Source organism: Enterobacter sp. CPE_E863, from assembly GCF_046521465.1.
GTDB lineage: Bacteria > Pseudomonadota > Gammaproteobacteria > Enterobacterales > Enterobacteriaceae > Enterobacter > Enterobacter adelaidei.
The window spans coordinates 4,238,108-4,259,033 of record NZ_JBKFZX010000001.1 but is presented as its reverse complement, the minus strand read 5'-3'; the positions used below and the strand labels follow the sequence as shown (position 1 = coordinate 4,259,033).

The following is a 20,926-nucleotide window of genomic DNA, read 5'->3' as shown; positions in this document are numbered from 1 at the left end:
TCAACGTCAGAGAAATATCCGCCAAATGGCTGTTGATCAGGCGTTATTGCTCAGGTATTCCTGCCTCAATAAACCGAACAACCAGTCATTATGCCAGCATCCGGCAAGGTAATAGCTCTCGCGTAACTCACCTTCCAGACGAAAATGGGCTTTTTCCAGCAGGCGCCTTGAGGCGACATTCCCCGCAGTGACGGTCGCGGTCAGCCGGCGAATCCCCCCTTGACGGAAGGCATAGTCACAAAGTGCCTGCAGGGATTCGAAGCCGTAACCTTTCCCCTGCGCCGCGGGCTCAAAAAGAAAACCCACTTCAGCACAATCCTCCTCCCGATGAATATACCCGGTGACGCCCAGCGCCGTTCGGGTGGTGGCATCACGCACGACGAGACAAAGCCAGTGTGTGCTGCCAGGTGTCCATGGCGTCAGACGAGCGTCAAAAGCCTCGCGGATCTCTGCTACAGGGCGATCTTGCGCAACAAAGCGCATGACATCAGGATGTTGCTGTAATGCCAGAAAAAAGGGCCAGTCATGTTCCTGCAGGGGCGAGCAGCTAAGGCGTGGGGTGTTTAAAACAGGCATTCAGATTCTCCTGACACTTTTTAAATGATTTTAGGGTTGTCACTTTATTTCAATAGAAAGTCAGGTATGGTTAACCTCGTATAAATAAAAAGAAAAACGGCAGTTACGTGCCCATTCCGGATGTCTTCGTTGGCGCTTAAGGAAAACAATGGCTCTCAGTACATCACATCACGTTCGCGAACAGTTCGAACACTGTCTGGCGGTCATTCGCCAGGCGTCTGTGGAAATTTTGCTTCTTCTGAATGTACATGCTTCTGAGGGCAAAGATCCACGCTGGTTTCTTGAACAACTGGACAGCGCGCGATTAGCTCTGGGGGGCTGGGGGGCCGTTGCGAAGAAGCTCAATCTGAATGATGCCGAGATGTCGGAATTTACGCTGCAATTGCGCCTGCTGCAGCAGCGCGTGCCGCAGTATGAAAGCGGACAGGATGTGAGTGAAAACCAGCTGATTGCGGCAATGCGGTTTGTGACTGCGCTGGAACACCTTCGTCTGCAGCAGCCGCTTCTGACCTACAGCACTGAACTGGCTCCGGGCAGTGAACTCCAGCAGCAACAGGCGCACAAACAGGTGCGTGCGATTGAGCTGATGTTAAAAGGGCTCATCCAGCAGGCCTGGCCCGATCAGGTGCGGTTGAATAACCATCTTAAGACGCTTTTTAACGCCGACCGGGTAAGACGCTGGTTGAAGCTTGGCGAGATTAACGATGTCCTGAGCGGCATGATGTTCAGTGAACTGGCGCAGATGCTGGTGGATAAAAAAGAGTTCAGCCGCTATTACGCTTCGCTATTCAGTGACCCGTCCATGCTGACGCTGCTGGTGGAACCGCGTAAAACGCTGCAAACCTTCCTCGATGACATTCGGCAAATCCGCAACAACATCACGGTTCAGAAAACATTAAGTTCGGCGCAAATTCAGCTGCTGGATAACTATTACACGCAGATCAGCCGACCGGTTCAGCGTGCGTTTGAAGAGGGGAGAACCCGCGTAAATCCGACGGGGTTAATGGCGGTAGATGCCAGCGAATTGCATACCTTCTGGGAAAAGGCGCAGAAAATGGATCGGGTCACTGGCGGGGATCTGTTTGAAGTTCGTGACACCATTGAAAAGCCGACCCAGCGCGCACCGCGCACCCCAGAACAACGCGAGCAGCTTATTTCTGGTGCGTTATGGGGGGCGGTTGGCGTCATGGTGATTGCCATCGTGGCAGGGGGCTTCTGGCTGGTGACCAGTGGTAAACCACAGCCTGCAACCGTCAGTGCCGCAGAAACAGCGCCTCCACAGGAAATGCGTGAGACGCCTTCCTCGCGTGAAACGCTGACGCGCATGGGCGTGACCTGGGACGAGAATAATTTCCGTTCGGCCATTAACCGCAACGATACCCGCGTGACCCAGCTGTTTTTGCAGGGCGGCATGGACTGGAAGCTGTCATGGACCGAAGAGGCGATGTCGGCAGGTTATGACGACGTGCTGGAGCTGATGTTACGCTACCGGCAGAACATGGTCGAAGAGAAGCCGTGCCGTCGCTTTATCAATACGCTCAGCCACGCCATGTCGAATGGCGAGCCTCTGACGTCAAAACGTAAAGAGTATCTGAAAGCATTCTGTACTGTGCCAGCCGTGGTGAAACGCCAGCAGCACGATCTTGATATGGCGACCCGTCGTGCGCAGTCACAACCGGATGCCACCACGAAAAAATGGCAGTCCATCCAGACCGCCATTTATGAGGTGATTCGCTGATTAAGGTTCCCCATACAACCCAATCAGCCGTCGCACCACGCCGTTCGTCCAGCCAAAGCCATCCTGCAGGGGGTATTCACCACCGCCCCCTTCGCTTGGCGTACTGCTGGCGATGTGGTACTTCTCAATCAGCTTATGATGCGTCTTATAAAAATGATTGACTGTATGCAACCAGCTCCAGGCGATCTCATCCCCTAGCGAATCATTTCCGTACTGCTTGAACCCCTGAATTGCCATCCATTGCAGCGGGGCCCAGCCGTTGGGTTTATCCCACTGTTCGCCGGTTTCATACTCGGTGGCGAGAATACCGCCAGGGGTCAGGAGCCGCGCTTTGACCGCATCAGACAGGCGTTCGGCCTGCTCATGGGTTGCCATACCCACATACAGAGGCACAATGCTGGCTGCTGAGAACAGCGCCTTTTCCTCGCGTCTCCAGTCATAATCGCGGAAACAGCCGCTCTCCTCATCCCACAGATAGCGGTTCACCGCCTCTCGGCGATCGCTGGCTTTCTGGCGGAACAGGTCGGCGGTTTCTTTATCTCCTTTCGATGCCGAGATATTGGCAATTGCGCTTTCCAGCTTGAACAGGAAGGCGTTCAGATCGATGGGGATAAACTGCGTCGTGCGGATGCTGGCGAGCCGTGACGGATCGCGCAGCCAGCGGGACGAATAATCCCAGCCTGACGCCGCTCCCGCACGCAGGTCGCGATACACCTCATTGGGCGGACGACCCGAGTGGCGGGCCGTCTCCACATCCTCAATCCACGATTCGTCACGCGGTGTGTCACGATCGTCCCAGTAGCGGTTGAGAAGGGAACCATCCGGCATACGTACCGCACTGCGGTAGGCCTGATTAAGCAGCAATGACTCAGCGCCGTCCATCCAGAAGGCGTGCTCCATTTTGAGGTGTTCAAGGTAACGCTTCGCCCCGCGCACGCCGTCCTCCTCGAACAGCTCAACCATCAGGGCAAAAACGGGGGGCTGGGAGCGGCTGAGATAATAGGTGCGGTTGCCGTTCGGAATATGACCGTAGCGTTCGATTAGCCAGGCGAAGTTATCCGCCATACATTTCAGCAGATCGTTCCGGCCACTCTCGGCCAACCCCAGCATGGAGAAATAAGAGTCCCAGTAATAGGTCTCGCTGAATCGGCCGCCAGGTACGATATACGCTTGCGGCAGTGCCAGCAGGGATGACCAGGGAATATGATCCTGTGGCTCACGCGTTAGCACTGGCCACAGACTGTCGATGTGCTCTTTTAACGAAAGGCCGGGGTCGGAGACATATTCTGTGCTGTAAGTCTCAGGCAACCAGAAGTGGTTCTCCACAAACTGGCGCAGGTCGAAATCCCGGTGGCGTTTGACCTTGCGGTAGCGGATCAGAATATCCAGTGGGTCCATCTTCGGCGCGCAGTCGGGGAAGGTTTTGCTGTCTGCAAACAGCCGTGAAGACTGCACGTGTTCGAACAGTTCAAGATAGCGATCGGCGGGCGTCAGGGCATCAGAGGCGGGTAGCCCTTCGATCATCTCGGGTTCCGGCTCCGCTTCAATCATTTCATCCAGTTTCAACTCACAGGGATCGGTCTCGTAGCGCAGCTCTTCTTCAATCCCGAATTCGATGTTCTCGGTAGCCTGTGTCTTCTGGTTGAACATGGTGATAAGGACCTCCGGTTGTGTGTTCAAAGAGATTGTTCTTCCGGGTGTCTTTAAAGCGTAGACATTCGCTTCGGTAGATGGGGAGGAATATGTGCGCTAGATCACTATTTTCGGAGCATTCGTTTTGCAACGGTGTATGAATGTTAAAAAAAAGCCCCTCCGGAGAGGGGCTTCAGGATTATCGCATGGTCACGAACTCTTCCGCAGCCGTCGGGTGGATCGCCACGGTGTTGTCGAAGTCTTTCTTCGTTGCGCCCATCTTCAGCGCCACCGCGAAGCCCTGCAGGATCTCATCCATGCCAAAGCCAATGCCGTGAATACCGACAATCTTCTCGTCTGGCCCAACGCACACCAGCTTCATACGACACGGCTGACGGTGAGAGGTAACAGCGGTATACATCGCGGTAAACGCGGATTTATACACTTTCACCTGATCGTCGCCATACTGCTCGCGCGCCTGCGGCTCGGTTAAGCCGACGGTGCCGATTGGCGGGTGGCTGAAGACCACGGTCGGGATATTACTGTAGTCCAGATGCTCTTCCGGCTTGTTGTTAAACAGACGCTCGGAGAGACGGCGACCCGCTGCAACGGCAACCGGGGTCAGCTCAACCGCACCGGTGTTATCACCGACAGCATAAATGCCCGGTACGCTGGTGTTCTGGAACTTATCAACGACGATATAGCCTTTATCATTGGTTTTCACGCCCGTGACGGCCAGGTTGAAGTTATCGTTCGCTGGTTCACGGCCAATCGCCCAGATCAGGCAATCGACGGTCTGGCTGCGGCCATCTTCCAGCTCCAGGGTCAGGCTGCCGTCTGCATTTTTCACTACCGCTTTTGGTACGGCGTTGGTGTGCAGGGTTGGGCCTTCGGCGTTCATCACTTCGACCAGCGTGTCGACGATCAGCGGGTCAAAGCTACGCAGCGGTGCGTGTTTACGCACGAACAGATGCGCTTCGGCACCCAGACCATTAATCACGCCGGCAAGCTCAACCGCAATGTAACCCGCGCCCACCACGGCAACGCGTTTTGGCAGGGCTGGCAGTTCGAAGAAGCCGTCGGAGTCGATACCGTATTCCACACCCGGGATATTCGGGTGGCTCGGACGGCCGCCGGTGGCGATCAGGATGTGATCGGCAGTGATCGTCTCGCCGTTCACTTCGATCGTTTTCGCGTCCACAAAGCGGGCAAAACCACGGATCACGTCGACGTTATTTTTACCCAGTACGTTGTCGTACGAGGTGTGAATACGGTCGATGTAGGCGGTACGGCTGGCGATCAGTTTGTCCCAGTCGAAGTGGTTGATGGTGGTGTCAAAGCCGTAGTCCGGGCCATACATATGGATAGCTTCACGGATCTGCGCCGCATGCCACATCACTTTCTTCGGTACACAACCCACGTTCACGCAGGTGCCGCCAAGTTCTTTGGCTTCAATCAGCGCACATTTCTGGCCATACATGGCCGCACGGTTGATGGAGGCGATGCCGCCGCTGCCGCCGCCGATTGCGATGTAGTCATAATGCTTAGTCATAGCTTTTATCCTTAATCGTGAATTGCCGCGATTGTATACCTGAAATCAATAGGTTCCACCGATGGCTGTGATTACTCAGGCACGATCCAACTGACGGTGGCGTGGCCTGTACCCGCTGGCACCAGCGTTTTGTGCAGCCACGGCAGCACGTTATTCATCTGCGCTTCGAGCTTCCACGGCGGGTTGATGACAATCATACCGGAGGCGGTCATACCGCGCTGGTCGCTATCCGGGCGTACCGCCAGTTCAATCTGCAGGATTTTACGGATGCCGGTCGCTTCCAGGTCTTTGATCATGCGTTTGATTTGCGCGCGCAGTACCACCGGGTACCACAGGGCATAGGTACCGGTCGCAAAGCGCTTGTAACCTTCGTGGATGCCGGTCACCACCGCCTGATAGTCGGTTTTGATTTCGTACGGCGGGTCGATCAGCACCAGGCCGCGACGGGAAACCGGCGGCAATTTGGCTTTCAGCTGCTGATAGCCATCGGCTTTATCCACGCGAGCGCGGTTATCTTTCTGGAATTCAGCGCGCAACAGCGGGAAATCACTTGGGTGCAGCTCGGTCAACTGGATGCTGTCCTGTTCGCGCAACAGCTGACGGGCAATCAGCGGAGAACCTGGGTAGTAACGCAGCTGGCCGTTGCGGTTGAAATGGTTCACTACACCGATGTAGGGTTCCAGTTCTGCTGGCAGGTCATCCTGCTGCCAGATGCGGGCGATCCCTTCCAGATATTCACCGGTACGCTCGGCGTGTTCGCCGCTCAGCTGATAGCGCCCCGCGCCCGCGTGGGTGTCCAGATAGAGAAACGGCTTCTCTTTCTCTTTGAGTGATTCGATGATCAGACTCTGAACGGTGTGTTTGAGGACATCGGCGTGGTTGCCTGCGTGGAAGCTGTGGCGATAACTGAGCATGAGTAATGAAATTCCGCTGAAATGACGATTTGCCACAGTTTACAGCAGAACGGCACAGATTACCCGTCAGCCCGGTAAGCGCAGGCATTGAAATCCTCTACACTTAACCCCATTACTGGACCATATGCACAGCGCCGGATGCGCGCTTCATTCATCTTATTCAACAGGACAGCGTTTATGACCAATCCATTACTGACGCCTTTTTCGTTGCCACCATTTTCTAAAATCCTCCCTGAACATGTGGTTCCAGCCGTTACGCAATCGCTGGACAACTGCCGTGCGGCGGTAGAAAGCGTGGTCGCGCAGGGCGCGCCGTACACCTGGGAAAATCTGTGTCAGCCGCTGGACGAAGTGTACGACGTGCTGGGGCGTATCCTCTCCCCGGTGAGCCACCTGAACTCGGTAAAAGACAGCCCGGAACTGCGCGAAGCCTACGAACAGACCCTGCCGCTGCGCTCCGAGTACTGGACCTGGGTCGGCCAGCACGAAGGGCTCTACAAAGCGTATCGCGACCTGCGCGACGGCGACCACTATGCTGAACTGAACACGGCGCAGAAAAAATCGGTCGATAACGCCCTGCGTGATTTTGAGCTGTCCGGGATTGGTCTGCCAAAAGAGAAGCAGACCCGCTACGGTGAAATTGCCGCGCGCCTGTCTGAACTGGGCAATCAGTACAGCAACAACGTGCTCGACGCCACCATGGGCTGGACGAAGCTGATTACCGACGAAGCGCAGTTGGCCGGGATGCCGGAAAGCGCGCTGGCGGCGGCAAAAGCGCAGGCCGAAGCGAAAGAGCAGGAAGGTTTCCTGTTAACCCTGGATATCCCGAGCTACCTGCCGGTAATGACCTACTGCGACAACCAGGCGTTGCGCGAAGAGATGTACCGCGCTTACAGCACCCGCGCCTCCGACCAGGGGCCGAATGCCGGTAAATGGGACAACAGCCCGGTGATGGCTGAAATTCTGGCTCTGCGTCACGAGCTGGCGCAGTTGCTGGGCTTTGAAAACTATGCCGATAAATCCCTTGCCACCAAAATGGCGGAAAATCCACAGCAGGTACTCGATTTTCTAACCGACCTGGCCAAACGCGCCCGTCCACAGGGTGAGAAAGAGCTGGCACAACTGCGTGCCTTCGCGAAGGCGGAGTTCGGCGTGGACGAGTTGCAGCCGTGGGACATCGCTTACTACAGCGAAAAACAGAAGCAGCACCTCTACAGCATCAGCGATGAGCAGTTGCGCCCGTACTTCCCGGAAAACAAAGCCGTTAACGGTCTGTTCGAAGTGGTTAAACGCATCTATGGCATCACCGCAAAAGAACGTACCGACATTGACGTCTGGCATCCGGACGTACGTTTCTTCGAGCTGTATGACGAGAAGAACGAGCTGCGCGGCAGTTTCTACCTCGATCTCTACGCGCGTGAGAACAAACGCGGCGGGGCGTGGATGGACGACTGCGTGGGCCAGATGCGTAAAGCCGACGGTTCTCTGCAGAAGCCGGTCGCTTATCTGACCTGTAACTTCAACCGTCCGGTGAATGGCAAACCTGCGCTGTTTACCCACGACGAAGTGATCACCCTGTTCCACGAGTTCGGCCACGGTCTGCACCATATGCTGACCCGCATCGAAACCGCAGGCGTGGCCGGGATCAGCGGCGTACCGTGGGATGCGGTCGAACTGCCAAGCCAGTTTATGGAAAACTGGTGCTGGGAGCCGGACGCGCTGGCGTTTATCTCTGGTCACTATGAGACCGGCGAACCGCTGCCGAAAGAACTGCTGGATAAAATGCTGGCGGCGAAAAACTACCAGGCGGCGATGTTTATCCTGCGTCAGCTGGAATTCGGCCTGTTCGATTTCCGCCTGCACGCCGAGTTCAGCCCGGAGCAGGGGGCTAAAATCCTCGAGACCCTGGCTGAGATTAAAAAGCAGGTTGCCGTCATTCCTGGGCCAACCTGGGGCCGCTTCCCGCACGCGTTCAGCCACATCTTCGCAGGCGGCTACGCGGCAGGTTACTATAGCTACCTGTGGGCCGACGTGCTGGCGGCAGATGCCTTCTCTCGTTTCGAAGAGGAAGGGATTTTTAACCGCGAAACAGGCCAGTCGTTCCTCGATAACATCCTGACCCGTGGCGGTTCTGAAGAGCCTATGGTGCTGTTCAAACGCTTCCGTGGCCGCGAGCCGCAGCTGGATGCGATGCTGGAGCATTACGGGATCAAAGGCTGATTGCTACGTGAAGATCTGCTTAGTCGATGAAACAGGCGCCGGAGACGGCGCCTTATCTGTTCTGGCCGCCCGCTGGGGGCTGGAGCACGATGATGAAAACCTGATGGCGCTGGTGATGACGCCAGAGCATCTCGAATTACGTAAGCGCGACGAACCAAAACTCGGCGGTATTTTTGTCGACTTTGTTGGCGGTGCGATGGCACACCGACGTAAGTTTGGTGGCGGTCGTGGTGAAGCGGTTGCCAAAGCGGTCGGCATCAAGGGAAGCTATCTGCCGGATGTGGTGGATGCCACGGCGGGGTTAGGGCGTGATGCGTTTGTGCTGGCATCCGTGGGTTGTCATGTGCGGATGCTGGAACGGAATCCTGTGGTGGCCGCACTACTCGACGACGGTCTGGTGCGTGGCTATGCAGACCCGGAAATCGGCCCGTGGTTGCAGGAGCGTTTGCAGCTGATCCACGCCTCCAGCCTGACGGCGCTGACCGATATTACCCCGCGCCCGCAGGTGGTCTATCTTGATCCGATGTTCCCGCATAAGCAGAAAAGCGCGCTGGTGAAAAAAGAGATGCGTGTGTTTCAGTCGCTCGTGGGTCCGGACCTGGATGCAGATGGTTTGCTGGGGCCTGCTCGCCAGTTAGCGACGAAGCGTGTGGTAGTGAAACGCCCGGACTATGCGCCGCCGCTGGCGGACGTTGCGACGACCAATGCGGTGACTACCAAAGGGCACCGGTTTGATATTTATGCCGGTACGCCGGAATAACAAAGCCCGGTGGCGCTAGCGCTACCGGGCATTTTGCACTTATTCGTCTTCTTCGTCACGCAGTGGAACAATCAGCATATCCACGTGAACGGTGTTAATCAGCTGGCGCGCTGAAGACATCAGCTTGCTCCAGAAGTCCTGATGGTGACCGCATACCACCAGATCCATATCGTATTTCTTAATTGCATCGACCAGCACCTGGCCCAGGTCGCCGCTACCGCTTAAGGTTTCGGTGATCGGATAACCTGCGTTAGTCGACAGTTCGCTCAGAGCATGGTGAGTCTCTTCGGAGATGCGTTTCTGCATATCGCCGAGATTGACGTCGATCAGACCGGTATAGAGGTCGGAGTAATTCACATCAACGTGAATCAGAGAAACTTTCGCGTTGTAGGGACGTGCCATGGATACTGCTTTATCAACCAGTACTTTGCTCTCCGGGGAGAGGTCTACCGCGATGAGAATGTGTTTGTAAGCCATAGTGTTACTCCTTCCTTAAGTTATCGATGACTATTACGAGAATGCCGCCGTCTGATACTTTATTACGGCCCAGTTAAACATATTTTTCAAGCTTTGGTGTTGATAACGATTAACCTTGTGGCAAAAAAATAAACGGATCTCCTACACTATTTAATGAGCCGTTCGGATTTTAAAATGCGAACCGGATCGATTTTGGTCATTCTTTCACTGAACTGTCTGTCAGGGCATTGGGGTGCGGTAGCTCAGAAGCCTTGCTTCGTGGGCGGACGCCGGGGAGGATGTATGATTAGCACCGTCGCATTGTTTTGGGCGCTATGTGTGGTTTGCATAGTGAATATGGCGCGCTACTTCTCATCGTTACGTGCGCTGTTGGTGGTACTTCGTGGTTGCGATCCGTTGCTTTATCAGTATGTGGACGGTGGAGGTTTCTTCACCTCGCATGGACAGCCCAGCAAACAGATGCGTCTGGTGGGATACATCTACTACCAGCGCTACCGCGATCATCACGATGAAGAGTTTATCCGTCGTTGCGAGCGCCTGCGTCGTCAGTTCATTTTGACCAGCGCCTTATGTGGTCTGGTCGTGGTCAGTATGGTTGCATTGATGATTTGGCATTGAGCTTCACAGCAGGCGGGGTAAGCCCGCCTGATTTCATCTGGTTCAGGGCGTAACTGAGAACCGGAGATTTGAGATATTGTCCTGAATTGAGATAACTTTCCCGCTATAGGTAATTTTCACTTCCCCGTTTGTATCCATACTGGCAGTGGTAATCGTGCCTGTACCTTCAATAACAGGATGCTTCATAGCAAGCTGATGGATAACGTCGGCATCATTCCCTGATATTTCCCCCGAGAGGTAGTAACGGTAGATTGTTGGCACGGTTGCGCCACCCTGATTGTTCACGGTCATATAGAGCCAGACGCTATCAGATAATTTATAAACGCGCTGAAGTTCATCGTTGTTTCGCTGATTAGGTTGGTGGTTTAGCCAGAGAAAACCAATGACCAGAGCCAGAAGCGAAACGGTAACAAGGCGATGAATCCATTTAATAGCCGTTTTGAATGGCATAGTCTATTCCTTCCAGGGTATTGCGTTGGTTCCAAAAAAAAGCGGGTCAGTTTCCTGACCCGCTTTTTTGTCGCCTTCAACTGATTAGATCAGCTTCAGCGAAATCCAGTACAAACCGCCAGACAACAGGATAGAGGCCGGGAGAGTGAATACCCAGGCCATCAGAATGTTGGTCACGGTTTTGCGCTGCAAACCGCCACCGTCAACAATCATGGTTCCTGCCACGGACGAAGAAAGTACGTGGGTGGTAGACACTGGCATACCGGTATAGCTCGCCAGACCGATAGACACGGCTGCCGTCATCTGCGCGGACATACCCTGCGCATAGGTCATGCCTTTCTTACCGATCTTCTCGCCGATGGTGGTCGCCACGCGACGCCAGCCAATCATCGTACCGATACCGAGCGCCAGCGCGACTGCCATGATGATCCAGATTGGCGCGTACTCGATGGTGTTGAGCATATCGCCTTTCAGTTTCTTCAGAAGACGCTGGTCATCAGCATTCACGTCAGGCAGCTTCGCCACTTTATCCGTCACATCAGAGATGCACAGCATAATGCGACGCAGCTGACCACGCTGTTCAACGGTCAGTTTGTCATAACTCTCGATAGTGCCCAGCATGCCTTTCGCACGTTCCAGCGCGTTAATCGCGTTTGCCGGATGGCAGTGGAACTCGCCTGGTACGGTGGTAGCGCCCGCTTCCGGAGAAGGAATCAACTGGTCAACGCCGGTCGCTTTCTTGAGAAGATCAGGATGCTGCTGGAAATAGATCTCGACGTTATTCACCGCATCACGGGTACGGGTGATTTCGTATCCGGAGGCATTCATGTTAACCACGAAACCTGCTGGCGCAACGCCAATCAGAACCAACATCACCAGACCAATGCCTTTCTGACCATCGTTCGCACCGTGTGAGAAAGCCACGCCGATTGCAGAAATGATCAGAGCGATACGTGTCCAGAATGGCGGTTTTTTCTTACCGTCTTTCTTCTCACGCTCTGCCGGAGTCAGGTGAATACGGGAGCGCTTTTTCGTGTTGCTCCAGTAACGACGCAGGATGAAAATTAATCCACCTGCAACCACCAGACCCACAATTGGGGAGACGATAAGCGAGGCAAAAATCCCCAGCACTTTCGGGATGTTTAACGCATCAACAACCGATGTACCGGTCATCAGGGCATTGGTTAACCCGATACCGATAATCGCGCCGATGAGAGTGTGAGAACTGGATGCAGGCAGGCCGAAATACCAGGTACCGAGGTTCCAGATAATTGCAGCAAGCAGCATTGAGAACACCATAGCGAGGCCATGGCCAGAACTTACGTTAAGCAGCAGATCCGTTGGCAACATATGCACAATGGCATATGCAACGCTCAGTCCGCCCAGGAGGACACCAAAAAAGTTAAATACCGCCGCCATAACAACCGCCAGTTGCGATCGCATTGCGCGAGTGTAAATAACCGTTGCTACTGCGTTTGCAGTGTCGTGGAAGCCGTTGATCGCTTCGTAAAACAGTACAAAAACCAGAGCAAGCAATAATAAAAGCCCGGTATGTAAATCCAGGCCGGCAAACAAATGTAGCATAGGACGTTACGCCATTTTGAGGACATGAACGCGGCGCATTATCCAGGACAAATGCACGGCGGGCAAAGTGAAATATAGACTTTTTTTGACATACCACCTGATTTGGGAAAAGTGCCTGAAAGGATATTCTTTAAATTTCAATGAAATGGCTTTGTAATATCTTTTTACGCTGGTGTGACCACAGAGGAAACTTTACAATCCGCGGCAGTGAACAAAGAGGGTTTTGACGTGGAAAGGTTTGATGCCGTGGTCATTGGCGCCGGTGCGGCGGGTATGTTTTGTGCGGCGATGGCCGGACAAGCGGGTCGTCGCGTGCTGTTACTGGATAACGGTAAAAAACCAGGCCGTAAGATCCTGATGTCTGGCGGTGGGCGCTGCAACTTTACTAATCTGTATGTTGAACCCGCGGCCTATTTGAGCCAAAACCGTCATTTTTGCAAATCTGCGCTGGCGCGTTACACCCAGTGGGACTTTATCGACCTCGTGGGTAAACACGGTATTGCGTGGCATGAGAAGACGTTGGGTCAGCTGTTCTGCGACGATTCCGCGCAGCAGATTGTCGATATGCTGGTGGCCGAGTGCGAGAAGGGCGGTGTAACGATGCGCCTGCGCACGGAAGTGCTGGACGTTGCGCGTGATGAGCAAGGTTACACGCTGCAACTCAACGGTGAAACCGTCAGCACCGACAGCCTGGTGATCGCCAGCGGTGGTCTTTCTATGCCGGGTCTGGGTGCCTCGCCATTTGGCTACAAGATTGCCGAGCAGTTTGGCCTGAAGGTGCTGCCAACGCGTGCGGGGCTGGTGCCGTTTACGCTGCATAAACCTCTGCTGGAACAACTCCAGACACTTTCTGGCGTCTCGGTTCCGTCGGTCATCACCGCCGAAGATGGTACGGTATTCCGCGAAAACCTGCTCTTCACTCACCGCGGCCTCTCTGGCCCGGCGGTACTGCAGATCTCCAGCTACTGGCAGCCGGGGGAGTTTGTCACGGTTAACCTGCTTCCCGATTGCGATCTGGATGCCTTCCTCAACGAGCAGCGTGTGGCGCACCCGAATCAGAGCCTGAAAAACACCCTGGCAATGCAGCTGCCGAAGCGTCTGGTGGAATGTTTGCAGGTGCTGGGGCAGATCCCGGATGTTTCGCTCAAGCAGCTTAACAGCCGCGAGCAGGAGACGCTGGTGGAGACGCTGACAAACTGGCGCGTGCAGCCAAACGGCACGGAAGGCTACCGCACCGCAGAAGTCACGCTGGGCGGGGTCGACACGAATGAACTCTCTTCCCGCTCCATGGAAGCGCGCAACGTGCCGGGGCTCTATTTTATTGGCGAAGTGATGGACGTCACCGGCTGGCTTGGCGGGTACAACTTCCAGTGGGCATGGGCAAGTGCCTGGGCATGTGCTCAGGCGCTGGCAGAGAAATAATCACGCCCCGCAATTATTGCACCAACTTTTTCTCTCCATTCAACTAAGCTTCGACCAGATGCCCCGCCGCGTTCGCGGGGCCATACTCTTTTTGGTCAGAGCACACGTCATGCAACTACTCAGTATTATTATTTTGCTTACCCTAACCGTGGTGATCCATTCACTGTGGATGTTTGGCGTTTTAAAATTCATTAAATTAGAAGTCGATTCTGCGGTACGTATTGTTTTACGTAATGTCGGCATCGTTATCTCCATGATTTTCGCCCATCTTCTTGAAGCCGGGCTATTTGCGGCGTTTTATTTCGTCATTGATGCATTTAATGACTGGAACACCAGTTTCTACTTTTCACTGGTCAGTTATGCCACTGTCGGGTACGGCGACGTCACGTTACCCGAGAACTGGCGGCTCATCGGCGGTGTGGAAGGGCTCGTGGGCGCGCTAATGGTGGGCTGGTCTGTGGCGGTTCTGGTGGCGGTACTGCAGCGTTTGCGTGGCATGAGCGCCTGAACGACGGGTGTGCTAAAGTAACGATCTTTTTCTGTTACTGGCTTATGTCAGTTTGTATGGTGTTGTGTATGTCTGCTGCTCATCTCGGTTTCCCGACGGAAACCGTTGTTGTCTTTGTTGTGATGGCCGTAGGGGCGATGTTTATCGACCTCTTTATGCACCGTCACGATAAACCGATCTCGCTCAAAAGTGCCGCCATGTGGTCCCTGTTCTGGGTCATGATGGCAATGGCGTTCGCCGGATTCCTGTATGTTCACCACGGCGCCGAGATGGCAAGTCTGTTCCTCACGGGTTACGCGCTTGAAGAGGTGCTTTCTGTCGATAACCTGTTTGTAATGATGGCCATTTTTGCCTGGTTTGGTGTGCCGGATAAGTATCGTCACCGCGTACTTTACTGGGGCGTGCTGGGCGCGATTGTTTTCCGTGGCATCTTTGTGGCCATTGGGACAAGCCTGCTGAGTCTGGGGCCTTACGTCGAAGTGATTTTCGCGCTGGTCGTTGGCTGGACAGCGGTGATGATGCTCAAACGCAATGAAGAGAGTGACGAAGTGGAAGATTACTCTGGTCATCTCGCTTATCGCCTGGTGAAACGTTTCTATCCTGTCTGGCCGAAAATCAGCAGCAATGCCTTTATTCTGACCCAGAAAGAGGTCGATGCTGAACTTGAAAAACCGGAAAACCAGGACGTGATGGTTGGACGCGTGAAGAAGGCGAAGCGCTACGCAACACCACTGCTGCTCTGCGTGGCGGTTGTGGAGCTTTCTGACGTGATGTTCGCGTTTGACTCGGTCCCGGCGATTATTGCCGTGAGTCGCGAACCGCTGATTATCTATAGCGCCATGATGTTCGCCATTCTCGGCCTGCGTACGCTCTATTTCGTACTGGAAGCGCTGAAACAGTATCTGGTGCACCTTGAGAAAGCCGTGGTGTTGTTACTGTTCTTCGTGGCCTTCAAGCTGGGTCTGAATGCAACCGACCACTTCTGGCATCATGGTTACAGCATTGGCGCGACGGCCAGCCTGTTTGTGGTATTAGGCGTGCTGGCGCTGGGCATTATTGCGAGTGTGATGTTCCCTGGGAAACGTGAGGCCTGATGCACCGCTTTTCACCCTCGCCCCGTGGGGAGAGGGTGAAAAGGCTATTTAATCGGTGAATTCCGACGCTTACGCGGGTGATGGAAATGCCGCCAGTGTGGATCCTGCGCGGCTGCCAGCAGTTCGTGATCGCCGCGAGTGTCTCCCCAGGCGCGCAGGTGATACGCGTTGAGATCGCCATACACCTTTTCCAGCCTTGCCACTTTCTGAGCACAGCGGCAGTTATTGCCCGTGATACGTCCTGTCAGCTTACCGTTTTTCACTTCCAGCTGTGTGCCAATCAGCTTAATGCCGAGTTTGTCAGCCCACGGCTGTAGCACCAGGGCAGGAGAAGCGGAACAGATTGTCACTTCCGCGCCGGAGTTCACCTCTGCAGCAACGGCCAGCACGCCAGCCGGACGCATCAGTTTATCCCAGTACTTTTCGCAAAAGGCTTCCGCCTGCTGGCGTAACCAGTGTTCATCCACGCCTGTCAGGAACGTTTTAATCAGCACTTCTTTCAGCTCATCGCGCGTCAGCTTGCGGCGCACGCAGTGGAGCGTTGGCAGCGCCATACGCACCAGGCGGCCCGCGAAGTAACGTTTACCAAAGGCAAAACGCAGGAAAGGGATAAAGCTGTCGTGGTGCGTTAATGTTCCATCAAAGTCAAAGACAGAGAGCACGTTGGATTTTGCCACCGTCTCGTCGGCAATCATATTGGTCATAAATACGTCTTAGCTGAAATACACATTCTGTTGATTAGTTTACCTGCTTTACCTGGACAGTCCTTACATCACAACCATTTTTTTATCGATCTTGCGATCTGAAAGTGAGTCCATTTTTGGCCTCGATAAAGATTGGTTAAAAAATACCCTGTCTATATTATCGCCGCATTGAAAGACTTTTCGGGGGAACATTGGCCCCCACAGGTAAGGAATAATTCACTCTCAGATCCTTTTTTGATATGACGTTCAGATCGCTTATTTCAATCCTCACGTTAAGTTTTGCTTCATTTTCCGCATTCAGTTTTGAGCTGCCTGCATCCATGATCTCGATGAACAGCGCATTTGCTGTATCGCCAGCGAAATCGGCTCTGTTTCACCACGAAACAGGCCCGCTACGCTCGCGCATCCTCGATCAATACCAGAAGTGGAAGGGGACCCAGTATCAGTGGGGCGGAACCACGCATCGCGGGGTGGATTGCTCGGCACTGATGCAACATCTGTTCAGCGATGCGGTACACCTTAATTTACCGCGCACGACGAGCGAACAGATCCACCGCGGCGTGCAGGTGGCGCAATATCGCCTGAAGGCAGGAGACCTGGTGTTCTTCCAGACGGGACCGAACCGCAAGCACGTAGGCGTTTATATTGGCAATAGCCAGTTTATTCATGCTTCAAGTAGCCAGGGGGTAACGGTCTCAACCCTGACGGACGACTACTGGCAAGAGCACTACATTACTGCCCGTCGGGTCGCGGGCAGTGCAGCCTGACGATATCAAATGATGTCATCCACGACGCCGCCATCGACGCGCAATGCCGCGCCCGAGGTGGCGGAGGCCTGGGTCGAACAGACATAAATCACCATATTGGCCACCTCTTCAACCGTGGCCGCGCGCTGGATAACCGAGCTGGGGCGGTTGGCCATCACAAACTCTTTCGCCAGCTGTTCCAGCGATTTGCCGGTTTTTTCGATTTCATCCTTCATCATTTCGGCGAAACCATCAGACATCGTCGGTCCTGGCAACACGCTGTTGACCGTCACACCACTTCCCGCCACGAACTTCGCCAGGCCGCGTGCGAGCGAAAGCTGCGCCGTTTTGGTCACGCCGTAGTGGATCATATCCGCCGGGATATTGCAGGCCGACTCGGAGGAAATAAACACCACGCGTCCCCAGCCTTTCTGCACCATGCCCGGCAGCAAGGCGCGGGAGAGGCGTACGCCGGACATCACGTTGGTCTGCCAGTAACGCTCCCAGGTGTCATCGTCGGTAGCATAGAAATCCTGCGGTCCGTAAATTCCGGCGTTGTTGACCAGGATATCAACGTTGCCCGCGACCTTCACAAGCGACTCGACCCCTTCTGCCGTACTGAGATCGGCGATCGCGGCACGCACCTGCACGCCTGGCACTACCTGCTGAAGCTGTTGAATACCTTTATTCACCGATTCCGTGCTGCGGCCATTGACGATTACTTCCGCACCACTTTCCGCCAGACCTCTGGCAATAGCGAACCCGATCCCGCCGGTTGAGGCCGTCACCAGCGCCACTTTCCCCGCAAAGTCGATTTTCATCATCCACTCCTTATCGTTTTAACGTTCGGACCTTAAAGCGTAGCAGGTGGTGATGATGGCTCATGGCTAAAAAGGTGCACCAGCGTCTCAACCTGCTCATCAAGCGGGGTGAGGGAGCGTTTAACAATCAGGTGAAGCGGCGTTGCTCTGCGCGCGCCGTGGCTCAGCGGCAGATGTTTCAGTACACCTTGATCCAGCTGGGTCTGGATGTGTTCTGCTGGCAGCCAGCCGTAGCCAACCTGAGAGACAACGGCCTCAATGGCGGCATCAATGGTGGAAAACGTCCACGACTCGCCGGCAGCGCGCGCGGTAGTCTGGTTGTCCGCAATCTGGATGAGCGGCCACGGGCGCAGCATGTCATCGTTAAGCGGTACGTCGAGGGTGAAAAGGGGATGCTGATGATGCGCCACGGCGACAAAGTCGATATTCATCAGCCATTCGCCGAGCCCTGTCATGTCCTGGCGGCGCGTCAGAACCATGATATCGGCTTCGTCATTTATGGCATCGGCACGGGACGTTTCAAGCACTTCGGTGAGGCGTACGTGGGTTTGTGGATACTGCTGCTGGAACTGACGCAGAATGGCGAACAGGCGGCGACGCGGGAAAACCGTGTCTACGACCAGATCCAACCGTGTGCGCGTGCCGTTGCGAAGGGTACCTGCGCGCGTCTCAACATACGAAAACGCTTTCAGCAACGGTTTCACCTGGTTGAGAAGAAGTTCTCCGGCTGGGGTTAGCACCGCTCGTCGTCCTTCCGGCGCCAGCAGCGCCACGCCCAGCCTCTCCTGCAACAACGCCAGGTTATAGCTGACGGAGGACTGGCTGCGATGGGTTTCTTCCGCTGCTTTGGCAAAGCTACCGGCCTCAACCACTTTCATCAGTAAAGACCATTGTTCCAGCGTCGTCTTGTGCATGACATATCTAAATTTTGGATGAGTTTGATTAAAACATAGCGTTATTCATCCATTTTTTGAAGGGGTACGATCGTCTCATCAAAACAAAGGAGACATCTTATGAACACCTTCGACAAACACGACTTAAGCGGCTTCGTTGGCAAACACCTTGTTTATACCTATGACAATGGCTGGAACTACGAGATTTACGTAAAAAATGAGACCACCCTTGATTACCGTATTCATAGCGGTCTTGTGGCAAACCGTTGGGTAAAAGATCAGCAGGCCTATATCGTACGGGTAGGGGAGAGTATCTATAAAATTTCCTGGACAGAGCCAACCGGGACGGATGTGAGCCTGATTGTAAACCTGGGCGATAAACTGTTTCACGGCACCATCTTCTTCCCGCGCTGGGTCATGAACAATCCGGAAAAAACCGTCTGCTTCCAGAACGATCATATTCCTCTTATGAATAGCTATCGCGATGCAGGTCCGGCCTATCCAACTGAAGTGATTGATGAGTTTGCTACGATCACTTTTGTACGCGATTGCGGTGCGGATAATGAAAGCGTTATTGCCTGCGCAGCCAGTGAATTACCAAATGATTTCCCTGCTAATCTTAACTAAGCGCGACAGTTGATTCCGCGACAATTCATATTAATAAAAAGTTCCCGGAGGACGGTCTATTTCCGCCGAAACCGCCGGGATTTTAATTTTGGTTGAGTATTCATTTACTTTTCTTATAATCTCAATGTAAAAGAAATGAAATATTGTCGTAAGTGTTGTGAGGCTTCCCACAAAAACGTGAAAAATTTAACATGACAGCTATCTTGCTGTTGTAAAAAGACTTCTTGTCATTCTTAATGTGCTGTCCCCCTTCTGCTTCTCACCTGTCTTAATTTTTTCCTAAGAAAACACCGCTACTTTGTTTCAGTTGATGGTTTGTTGACATAACTGTTATAGCGACTTAATTTTATTTGGTCTTTATTTAATAACCATCTTGCATGATCCCATTGAGCTGCCCATTACGACAGCGCAGTAAAAGATGACGCCTTTAATACAGCAAGGAAATTAATAATGAGTGATTTTCTGCCTTTTTCGCGACCGTCGATGGGCGCTGAGGAAATTGCGGCGCTTCAGGACGTTTTGATGTCGGGCTGGATCACCACGGGGCCTAAGAATCAGGAACTTGAAGAGGCATTCTGTCAACTTACCGGGAACCAGCATGCAATTGCCGTTTGTTCTGCAACAGCAGGAATGCATGTCACGCTGATGGCGCTGGATATTGGCCCGGGCGATGAAGTCATTACCCCCTCCCAGACCTGGGTCTCCACTCTGAATATGATTGTTTTACTGGGCGCAACGCCGGTAATGATTGATGTGGACAAAGATACCTTGATGGTGACACCCGAAGCGGTTGAAGCTGCCATCACCCCGCGTACCAAAGCGATTATCCCCGTTCATTATGCCGGCGCACCATGTGAAATCGACGCCATCCACGCCATTGGTGAACGCCACGGTATTCCGGTGATTGAAGATGCGGCTCATGCAGCCGGTACTTACTATAAAGACCGTCATGTCGGCTGGAAGGGAACGGCGATTTTCTCTTTCCACGCCATTAAAAATATGACCTGTGCAGAAGGCGGTCTCGTGGTGACGGATAACGCGCAACTTGCTGCGCGGATCCGCAGCCTGAAATTCCACGGCCTGGGTGTCGACGCGTATGACCGCCAGACGCACGGTCGTGCGCCGCAGGCAGAAGTGATTTCCCCGGGCTATAAATACAACCTGGCGGATATCAACGCCGCGCTGGCGCTGGTGCAGTTGGGCAAACTGAAGGAAGCCAACAAACGACGCAAGGAAATTGCTGAACGCTACCTGCGGGAGCTTGCCGATACGCCGTTCCAGCCGCTCACCATTCCGTCATGGCCGCATGTGCACGCCTGGCACCTGTTTATCATTCGCGTTGATGAAGCGCGCTGCGGGATTTCACGCGACAACCTGATGGCAGCGCTGAAAGAGAAAGGCATCGGTACTGGCCTGCACTTCCGCGCGGCGCATACGCAAAAATACTACCGCGAGCGTTTTCCTGATGTATCGCTCCCGAATTCAGAATGGAATAGCGCGCGTATTTGTTCTCTCCCTCTTTTCCCGGACATGACTCATGACGACACAACCCGCGTCATTACCGCGCTCCATCAGCTTGCAGGAAATTGA

At 54.0% G+C, this 20,926-nt stretch carries 20 protein-coding genes; 10 read left to right on the top strand and 10 right to left on the bottom strand.

Features of this window, described 5'->3' with window-relative positions; genetic code table 11:
• Positions 1-36: 36 nt before the first annotated feature.
• Positions 37-576, bottom strand: coding sequence for a GNAT family N-acetyltransferase (locus tag ACLHV8_RS20980; RefSeq protein WP_049005588.1), 540 nt, complete (start codon positions 574-576; stop codon positions 37-39).
• 148 nt (positions 577-724) lie between these two features.
• On the opposite strand from ACLHV8_RS20980, the gene ACLHV8_RS20975 reads away from it, so the two are divergent.
• Entirely contained in the window at positions 725-2,314 is a 1,590-nt protein-coding gene (locus ACLHV8_RS20975) for an STY4199 family HEPN domain-containing protein (protein ID WP_410377023.1), read from the top strand.
• On the opposite strand, the gene ACLHV8_RS20970 is transcribed toward ACLHV8_RS20975, so the two are convergent.
• The 3 genes from ACLHV8_RS20970 to ACLHV8_RS20960 all read right to left on the bottom strand — a co-directional run bounded on the left by ACLHV8_RS20970 (position 2,315) and on the right by ACLHV8_RS20960 (position 6,412).
• A complete protein-coding gene (locus ACLHV8_RS20970; protein ID WP_208594556.1) occupies positions 2,315-3,964 on the bottom strand; it encodes an alpha,alpha-trehalase in 1,650 nt (549 codons plus the stop codon). It abuts the gene before it with no gap.
• Positions 3,965-4,145: 181 nt separating this feature from the next.
• On the bottom strand, positions 4,146-5,498 hold the full coding sequence (gorA, locus tag ACLHV8_RS20965) for a glutathione-disulfide reductase (protein ID WP_108091145.1): 1,353 nt from the start codon (positions 5,496-5,498) through the stop codon (positions 4,146-4,148).
• Positions 5,499-5,569: 71 nt separating this feature from the next.
• The gene (locus ACLHV8_RS20960) at positions 5,570-6,412 is read right to left on the bottom strand and encodes a 23S rRNA (adenine(2030)-N(6))-methyltransferase RlmJ (protein WP_028018339.1); all 843 of its coding nucleotides are present in this window, start codon (positions 6,410-6,412) and stop codon (positions 5,570-5,572) included.
• Between the two features lie 177 nt (positions 6,413-6,589).
• On the opposite strand from ACLHV8_RS20960, the gene prlC reads away from it, so the two are divergent.
• A complete protein-coding gene (gene prlC / locus ACLHV8_RS20955; protein WP_208594519.1) occupies positions 6,590-8,632 on the top strand; it encodes an oligopeptidase A in 2,043 nt (680 codons plus the stop codon).
• Between the two features lie 7 nt (positions 8,633-8,639).
• Complete coding sequence (rsmJ, locus tag ACLHV8_RS20950; RefSeq protein WP_049005596.1) at positions 8,640-9,392, top strand: 16S rRNA (guanine(1516)-N(2))-methyltransferase RsmJ; 753 nt, start codon at positions 8,640-8,642, stop codon at positions 9,390-9,392.
• A gap of 39 nt (positions 9,393-9,431) precedes the next feature.
• Here rsmJ and uspA read toward each other — a convergent pair whose 3' ends face one another.
• Positions 9,432-9,869, bottom strand: a complete 438-nt coding sequence (gene uspA, locus ACLHV8_RS20945) for a universal stress protein UspA (protein ID WP_003861223.1) — start codon at positions 9,867-9,869, stop codon at positions 9,432-9,434.
• A 282-nt stretch (positions 9,870-10,151) separates the two neighbouring features.
• Here uspA and uspB point away from each other — a divergent pair, with 282 nt between their 5' ends.
• On the top strand, positions 10,152-10,487 hold the full coding sequence (gene uspB / locus ACLHV8_RS20940; RefSeq protein WP_028018336.1) for a universal stress protein UspB: 336 nt from the start codon (positions 10,152-10,154) through the stop codon (positions 10,485-10,487).
• Between the two features lie 42 nt (positions 10,488-10,529).
• Here the strand turns inward: uspB and ACLHV8_RS20935 are convergent, their stop codons facing one another.
• Together ACLHV8_RS20935 and pitA are read right to left on the bottom strand one after the other, a co-directional pair.
• Entirely contained in the window at positions 10,530-10,937 is a 408-nt protein-coding gene (locus ACLHV8_RS20935) for a hypothetical protein (RefSeq protein WP_208594520.1), read from the bottom strand.
• Positions 10,938-11,021: 84 nt separating this feature from the next.
• The gene (pitA, locus tag ACLHV8_RS20930) at positions 11,022-12,521 is read right to left on the bottom strand and encodes an inorganic phosphate transporter PitA (protein ID WP_028018333.1); all 1,500 of its coding nucleotides are present in this window, start codon (positions 12,519-12,521) and stop codon (positions 11,022-11,024) included.
• Between the two features lie 228 nt (positions 12,522-12,749).
• Between pitA and ACLHV8_RS20925 the strand changes: the two genes are divergently transcribed.
• The 3 genes from ACLHV8_RS20925 (at position 12,750) to ACLHV8_RS20915 (ending at position 15,545) form a co-directional block, all read left to right on the top strand.
• Positions 12,750-13,943 carry an NAD(P)/FAD-dependent oxidoreductase gene (locus ACLHV8_RS20925; protein ID WP_128348370.1) on the top strand — a complete coding sequence of 398 codons (1,194 nt, stop codon included), beginning with the start codon at positions 12,750-12,752 and terminating at the stop codon, positions 13,941-13,943.
• Between the two features lie 109 nt (positions 13,944-14,052).
• A complete protein-coding gene (locus ACLHV8_RS20920; RefSeq protein ID WP_108091141.1) occupies positions 14,053-14,451 on the top strand; it encodes a potassium channel family protein in 399 nt (132 codons plus the stop codon).
• Between the two features lie 68 nt (positions 14,452-14,519).
• Positions 14,520-15,545 (top strand): TerC/Alx family metal homeostasis membrane protein, encoded by a 1,026-nt coding sequence (locus ACLHV8_RS20915; RefSeq protein WP_028018065.1) that lies wholly within the window; start codon positions 14,520-14,522, stop codon positions 15,543-15,545.
• A 44-nt stretch (positions 15,546-15,589) separates the two neighbouring features.
• Here the strand turns inward: ACLHV8_RS20915 and ACLHV8_RS20910 are convergent, their stop codons facing one another.
• Positions 15,590-16,249 (bottom strand): HAD family hydrolase, encoded by a 660-nt coding sequence (locus ACLHV8_RS20910; protein ID WP_028018064.1) that lies wholly within the window; start codon positions 16,247-16,249, stop codon positions 15,590-15,592.
• Positions 16,250-16,488: 239 nt separating this feature from the next.
• Between ACLHV8_RS20910 and ACLHV8_RS20905 the strand changes: the two genes are divergently transcribed.
• A complete protein-coding gene (locus tag ACLHV8_RS20905; RefSeq protein ID WP_049005363.1) occupies positions 16,489-17,016 on the top strand; it encodes an NlpC/P60 family protein in 528 nt (175 codons plus the stop codon).
• Positions 17,017-17,021: 5 nt separating this feature from the next.
• Here the strand turns inward: ACLHV8_RS20905 and ACLHV8_RS20900 are convergent, their stop codons facing one another.
• Both ACLHV8_RS20900 and ACLHV8_RS20895 read right to left on the bottom strand, forming a co-directional pair.
• Positions 17,022-17,816, bottom strand: a complete 795-nt coding sequence (locus ACLHV8_RS20900; RefSeq protein ID WP_208594557.1) for an SDR family NAD(P)-dependent oxidoreductase — start codon at positions 17,814-17,816, stop codon at positions 17,022-17,024.
• Positions 17,817-17,848: 32 nt separating this feature from the next.
• Entirely contained in the window at positions 17,849-18,730 is an 882-nt protein-coding gene (locus ACLHV8_RS20895; RefSeq protein WP_208594521.1) for a LysR family transcriptional regulator, read from the bottom strand.
• Between the two features lie 99 nt (positions 18,731-18,829).
• Between ACLHV8_RS20895 and ACLHV8_RS20890 the strand changes: the two genes are divergently transcribed.
• Positions 18,830-19,336 (top strand): phenolic acid decarboxylase, encoded by a 507-nt coding sequence (locus tag ACLHV8_RS20890; RefSeq protein ID WP_028018060.1) that lies wholly within the window; start codon positions 18,830-18,832, stop codon positions 19,334-19,336.
• Between the two features lie 450 nt (positions 19,337-19,786).
• Positions 19,787-20,926 (top strand): UDP-4-amino-4-deoxy-L-arabinose aminotransferase, encoded by a 1,140-nt coding sequence (arnB, locus tag ACLHV8_RS20885; RefSeq protein WP_049005366.1) that lies wholly within the window; start codon positions 19,787-19,789, stop codon positions 20,924-20,926.

Coding starts and splice junctions, on each gene's coding strand:
- ACLHV8_RS20980 (WP_049005588.1), bottom strand. CDS start 576: ATGCCTGTTTTAAACACCCCACGCCTTAGCTGCTCGCCCCTGCAGGAA.
- ACLHV8_RS20975 (WP_410377023.1), top strand. CDS start 725: ATGGCTCTCAGTACATCACATCACGTTCGCGAACAGTTCGAACACTGT.
- ACLHV8_RS20970 (WP_208594556.1), bottom strand. CDS start 3,964: ATGTTCAACCAGAAGACACAGGCTACCGAGAACATCGAATTCGGGATT.
- gorA (WP_108091145.1), bottom strand. CDS start 5,498: ATGACTAAGCATTATGACTACATCGCAATCGGCGGCGGCAGCGGCGGC.
- ACLHV8_RS20960 (WP_028018339.1), bottom strand. CDS start 6,412: ATGCTCAGTTATCGCCACAGCTTCCACGCAGGCAACCACGCCGATGTC.
- prlC (WP_208594519.1), top strand. CDS start 6,590: ATGACCAATCCATTACTGACGCCTTTTTCGTTGCCACCATTTTCTAAA.
- uspA (WP_003861223.1), bottom strand. CDS start 9,869: ATGGCTTACAAACACATTCTCATCGCGGTAGACCTCTCCCCGGAGAGC.
- uspB (WP_028018336.1), top strand. CDS start 10,152: ATGATTAGCACCGTCGCATTGTTTTGGGCGCTATGTGTGGTTTGCATA.
- ACLHV8_RS20935 (WP_208594520.1), bottom strand. CDS start 10,937: ATGCCATTCAAAACGGCTATTAAATGGATTCATCGCCTTGTTACCGTT.
- pitA (WP_028018333.1), bottom strand. CDS start 12,521: ATGCTACATTTGTTTGCCGGCCTGGATTTACATACCGGGCTTTTATTA.
- ACLHV8_RS20920 (WP_108091141.1), top strand. CDS start 14,053: ATGCAACTACTCAGTATTATTATTTTGCTTACCCTAACCGTGGTGATC.
- ACLHV8_RS20915 (WP_028018065.1), top strand. CDS start 14,520: ATGTCTGCTGCTCATCTCGGTTTCCCGACGGAAACCGTTGTTGTCTTT.
- ACLHV8_RS20910 (WP_028018064.1), bottom strand. CDS start 16,249: ATGACCAATATGATTGCCGACGAGACGGTGGCAAAATCCAACGTGCTC.
- ACLHV8_RS20905 (WP_049005363.1), top strand. CDS start 16,489: ATGACGTTCAGATCGCTTATTTCAATCCTCACGTTAAGTTTTGCTTCA.
- ACLHV8_RS20900 (WP_208594557.1), bottom strand. CDS start 17,816: ATGAAAATCGACTTTGCGGGGAAAGTGGCGCTGGTGACGGCCTCAACC.
- ACLHV8_RS20895 (WP_208594521.1), bottom strand. CDS start 18,730: ATGCACAAGACGACGCTGGAACAATGGTCTTTACTGATGAAAGTGGTT.
- ACLHV8_RS20890 (WP_028018060.1), top strand. CDS start 18,830: ATGAACACCTTCGACAAACACGACTTAAGCGGCTTCGTTGGCAAACAC.
- arnB (WP_049005366.1), top strand. CDS start 19,787: ATGAGTGATTTTCTGCCTTTTTCGCGACCGTCGATGGGCGCTGAGGAA.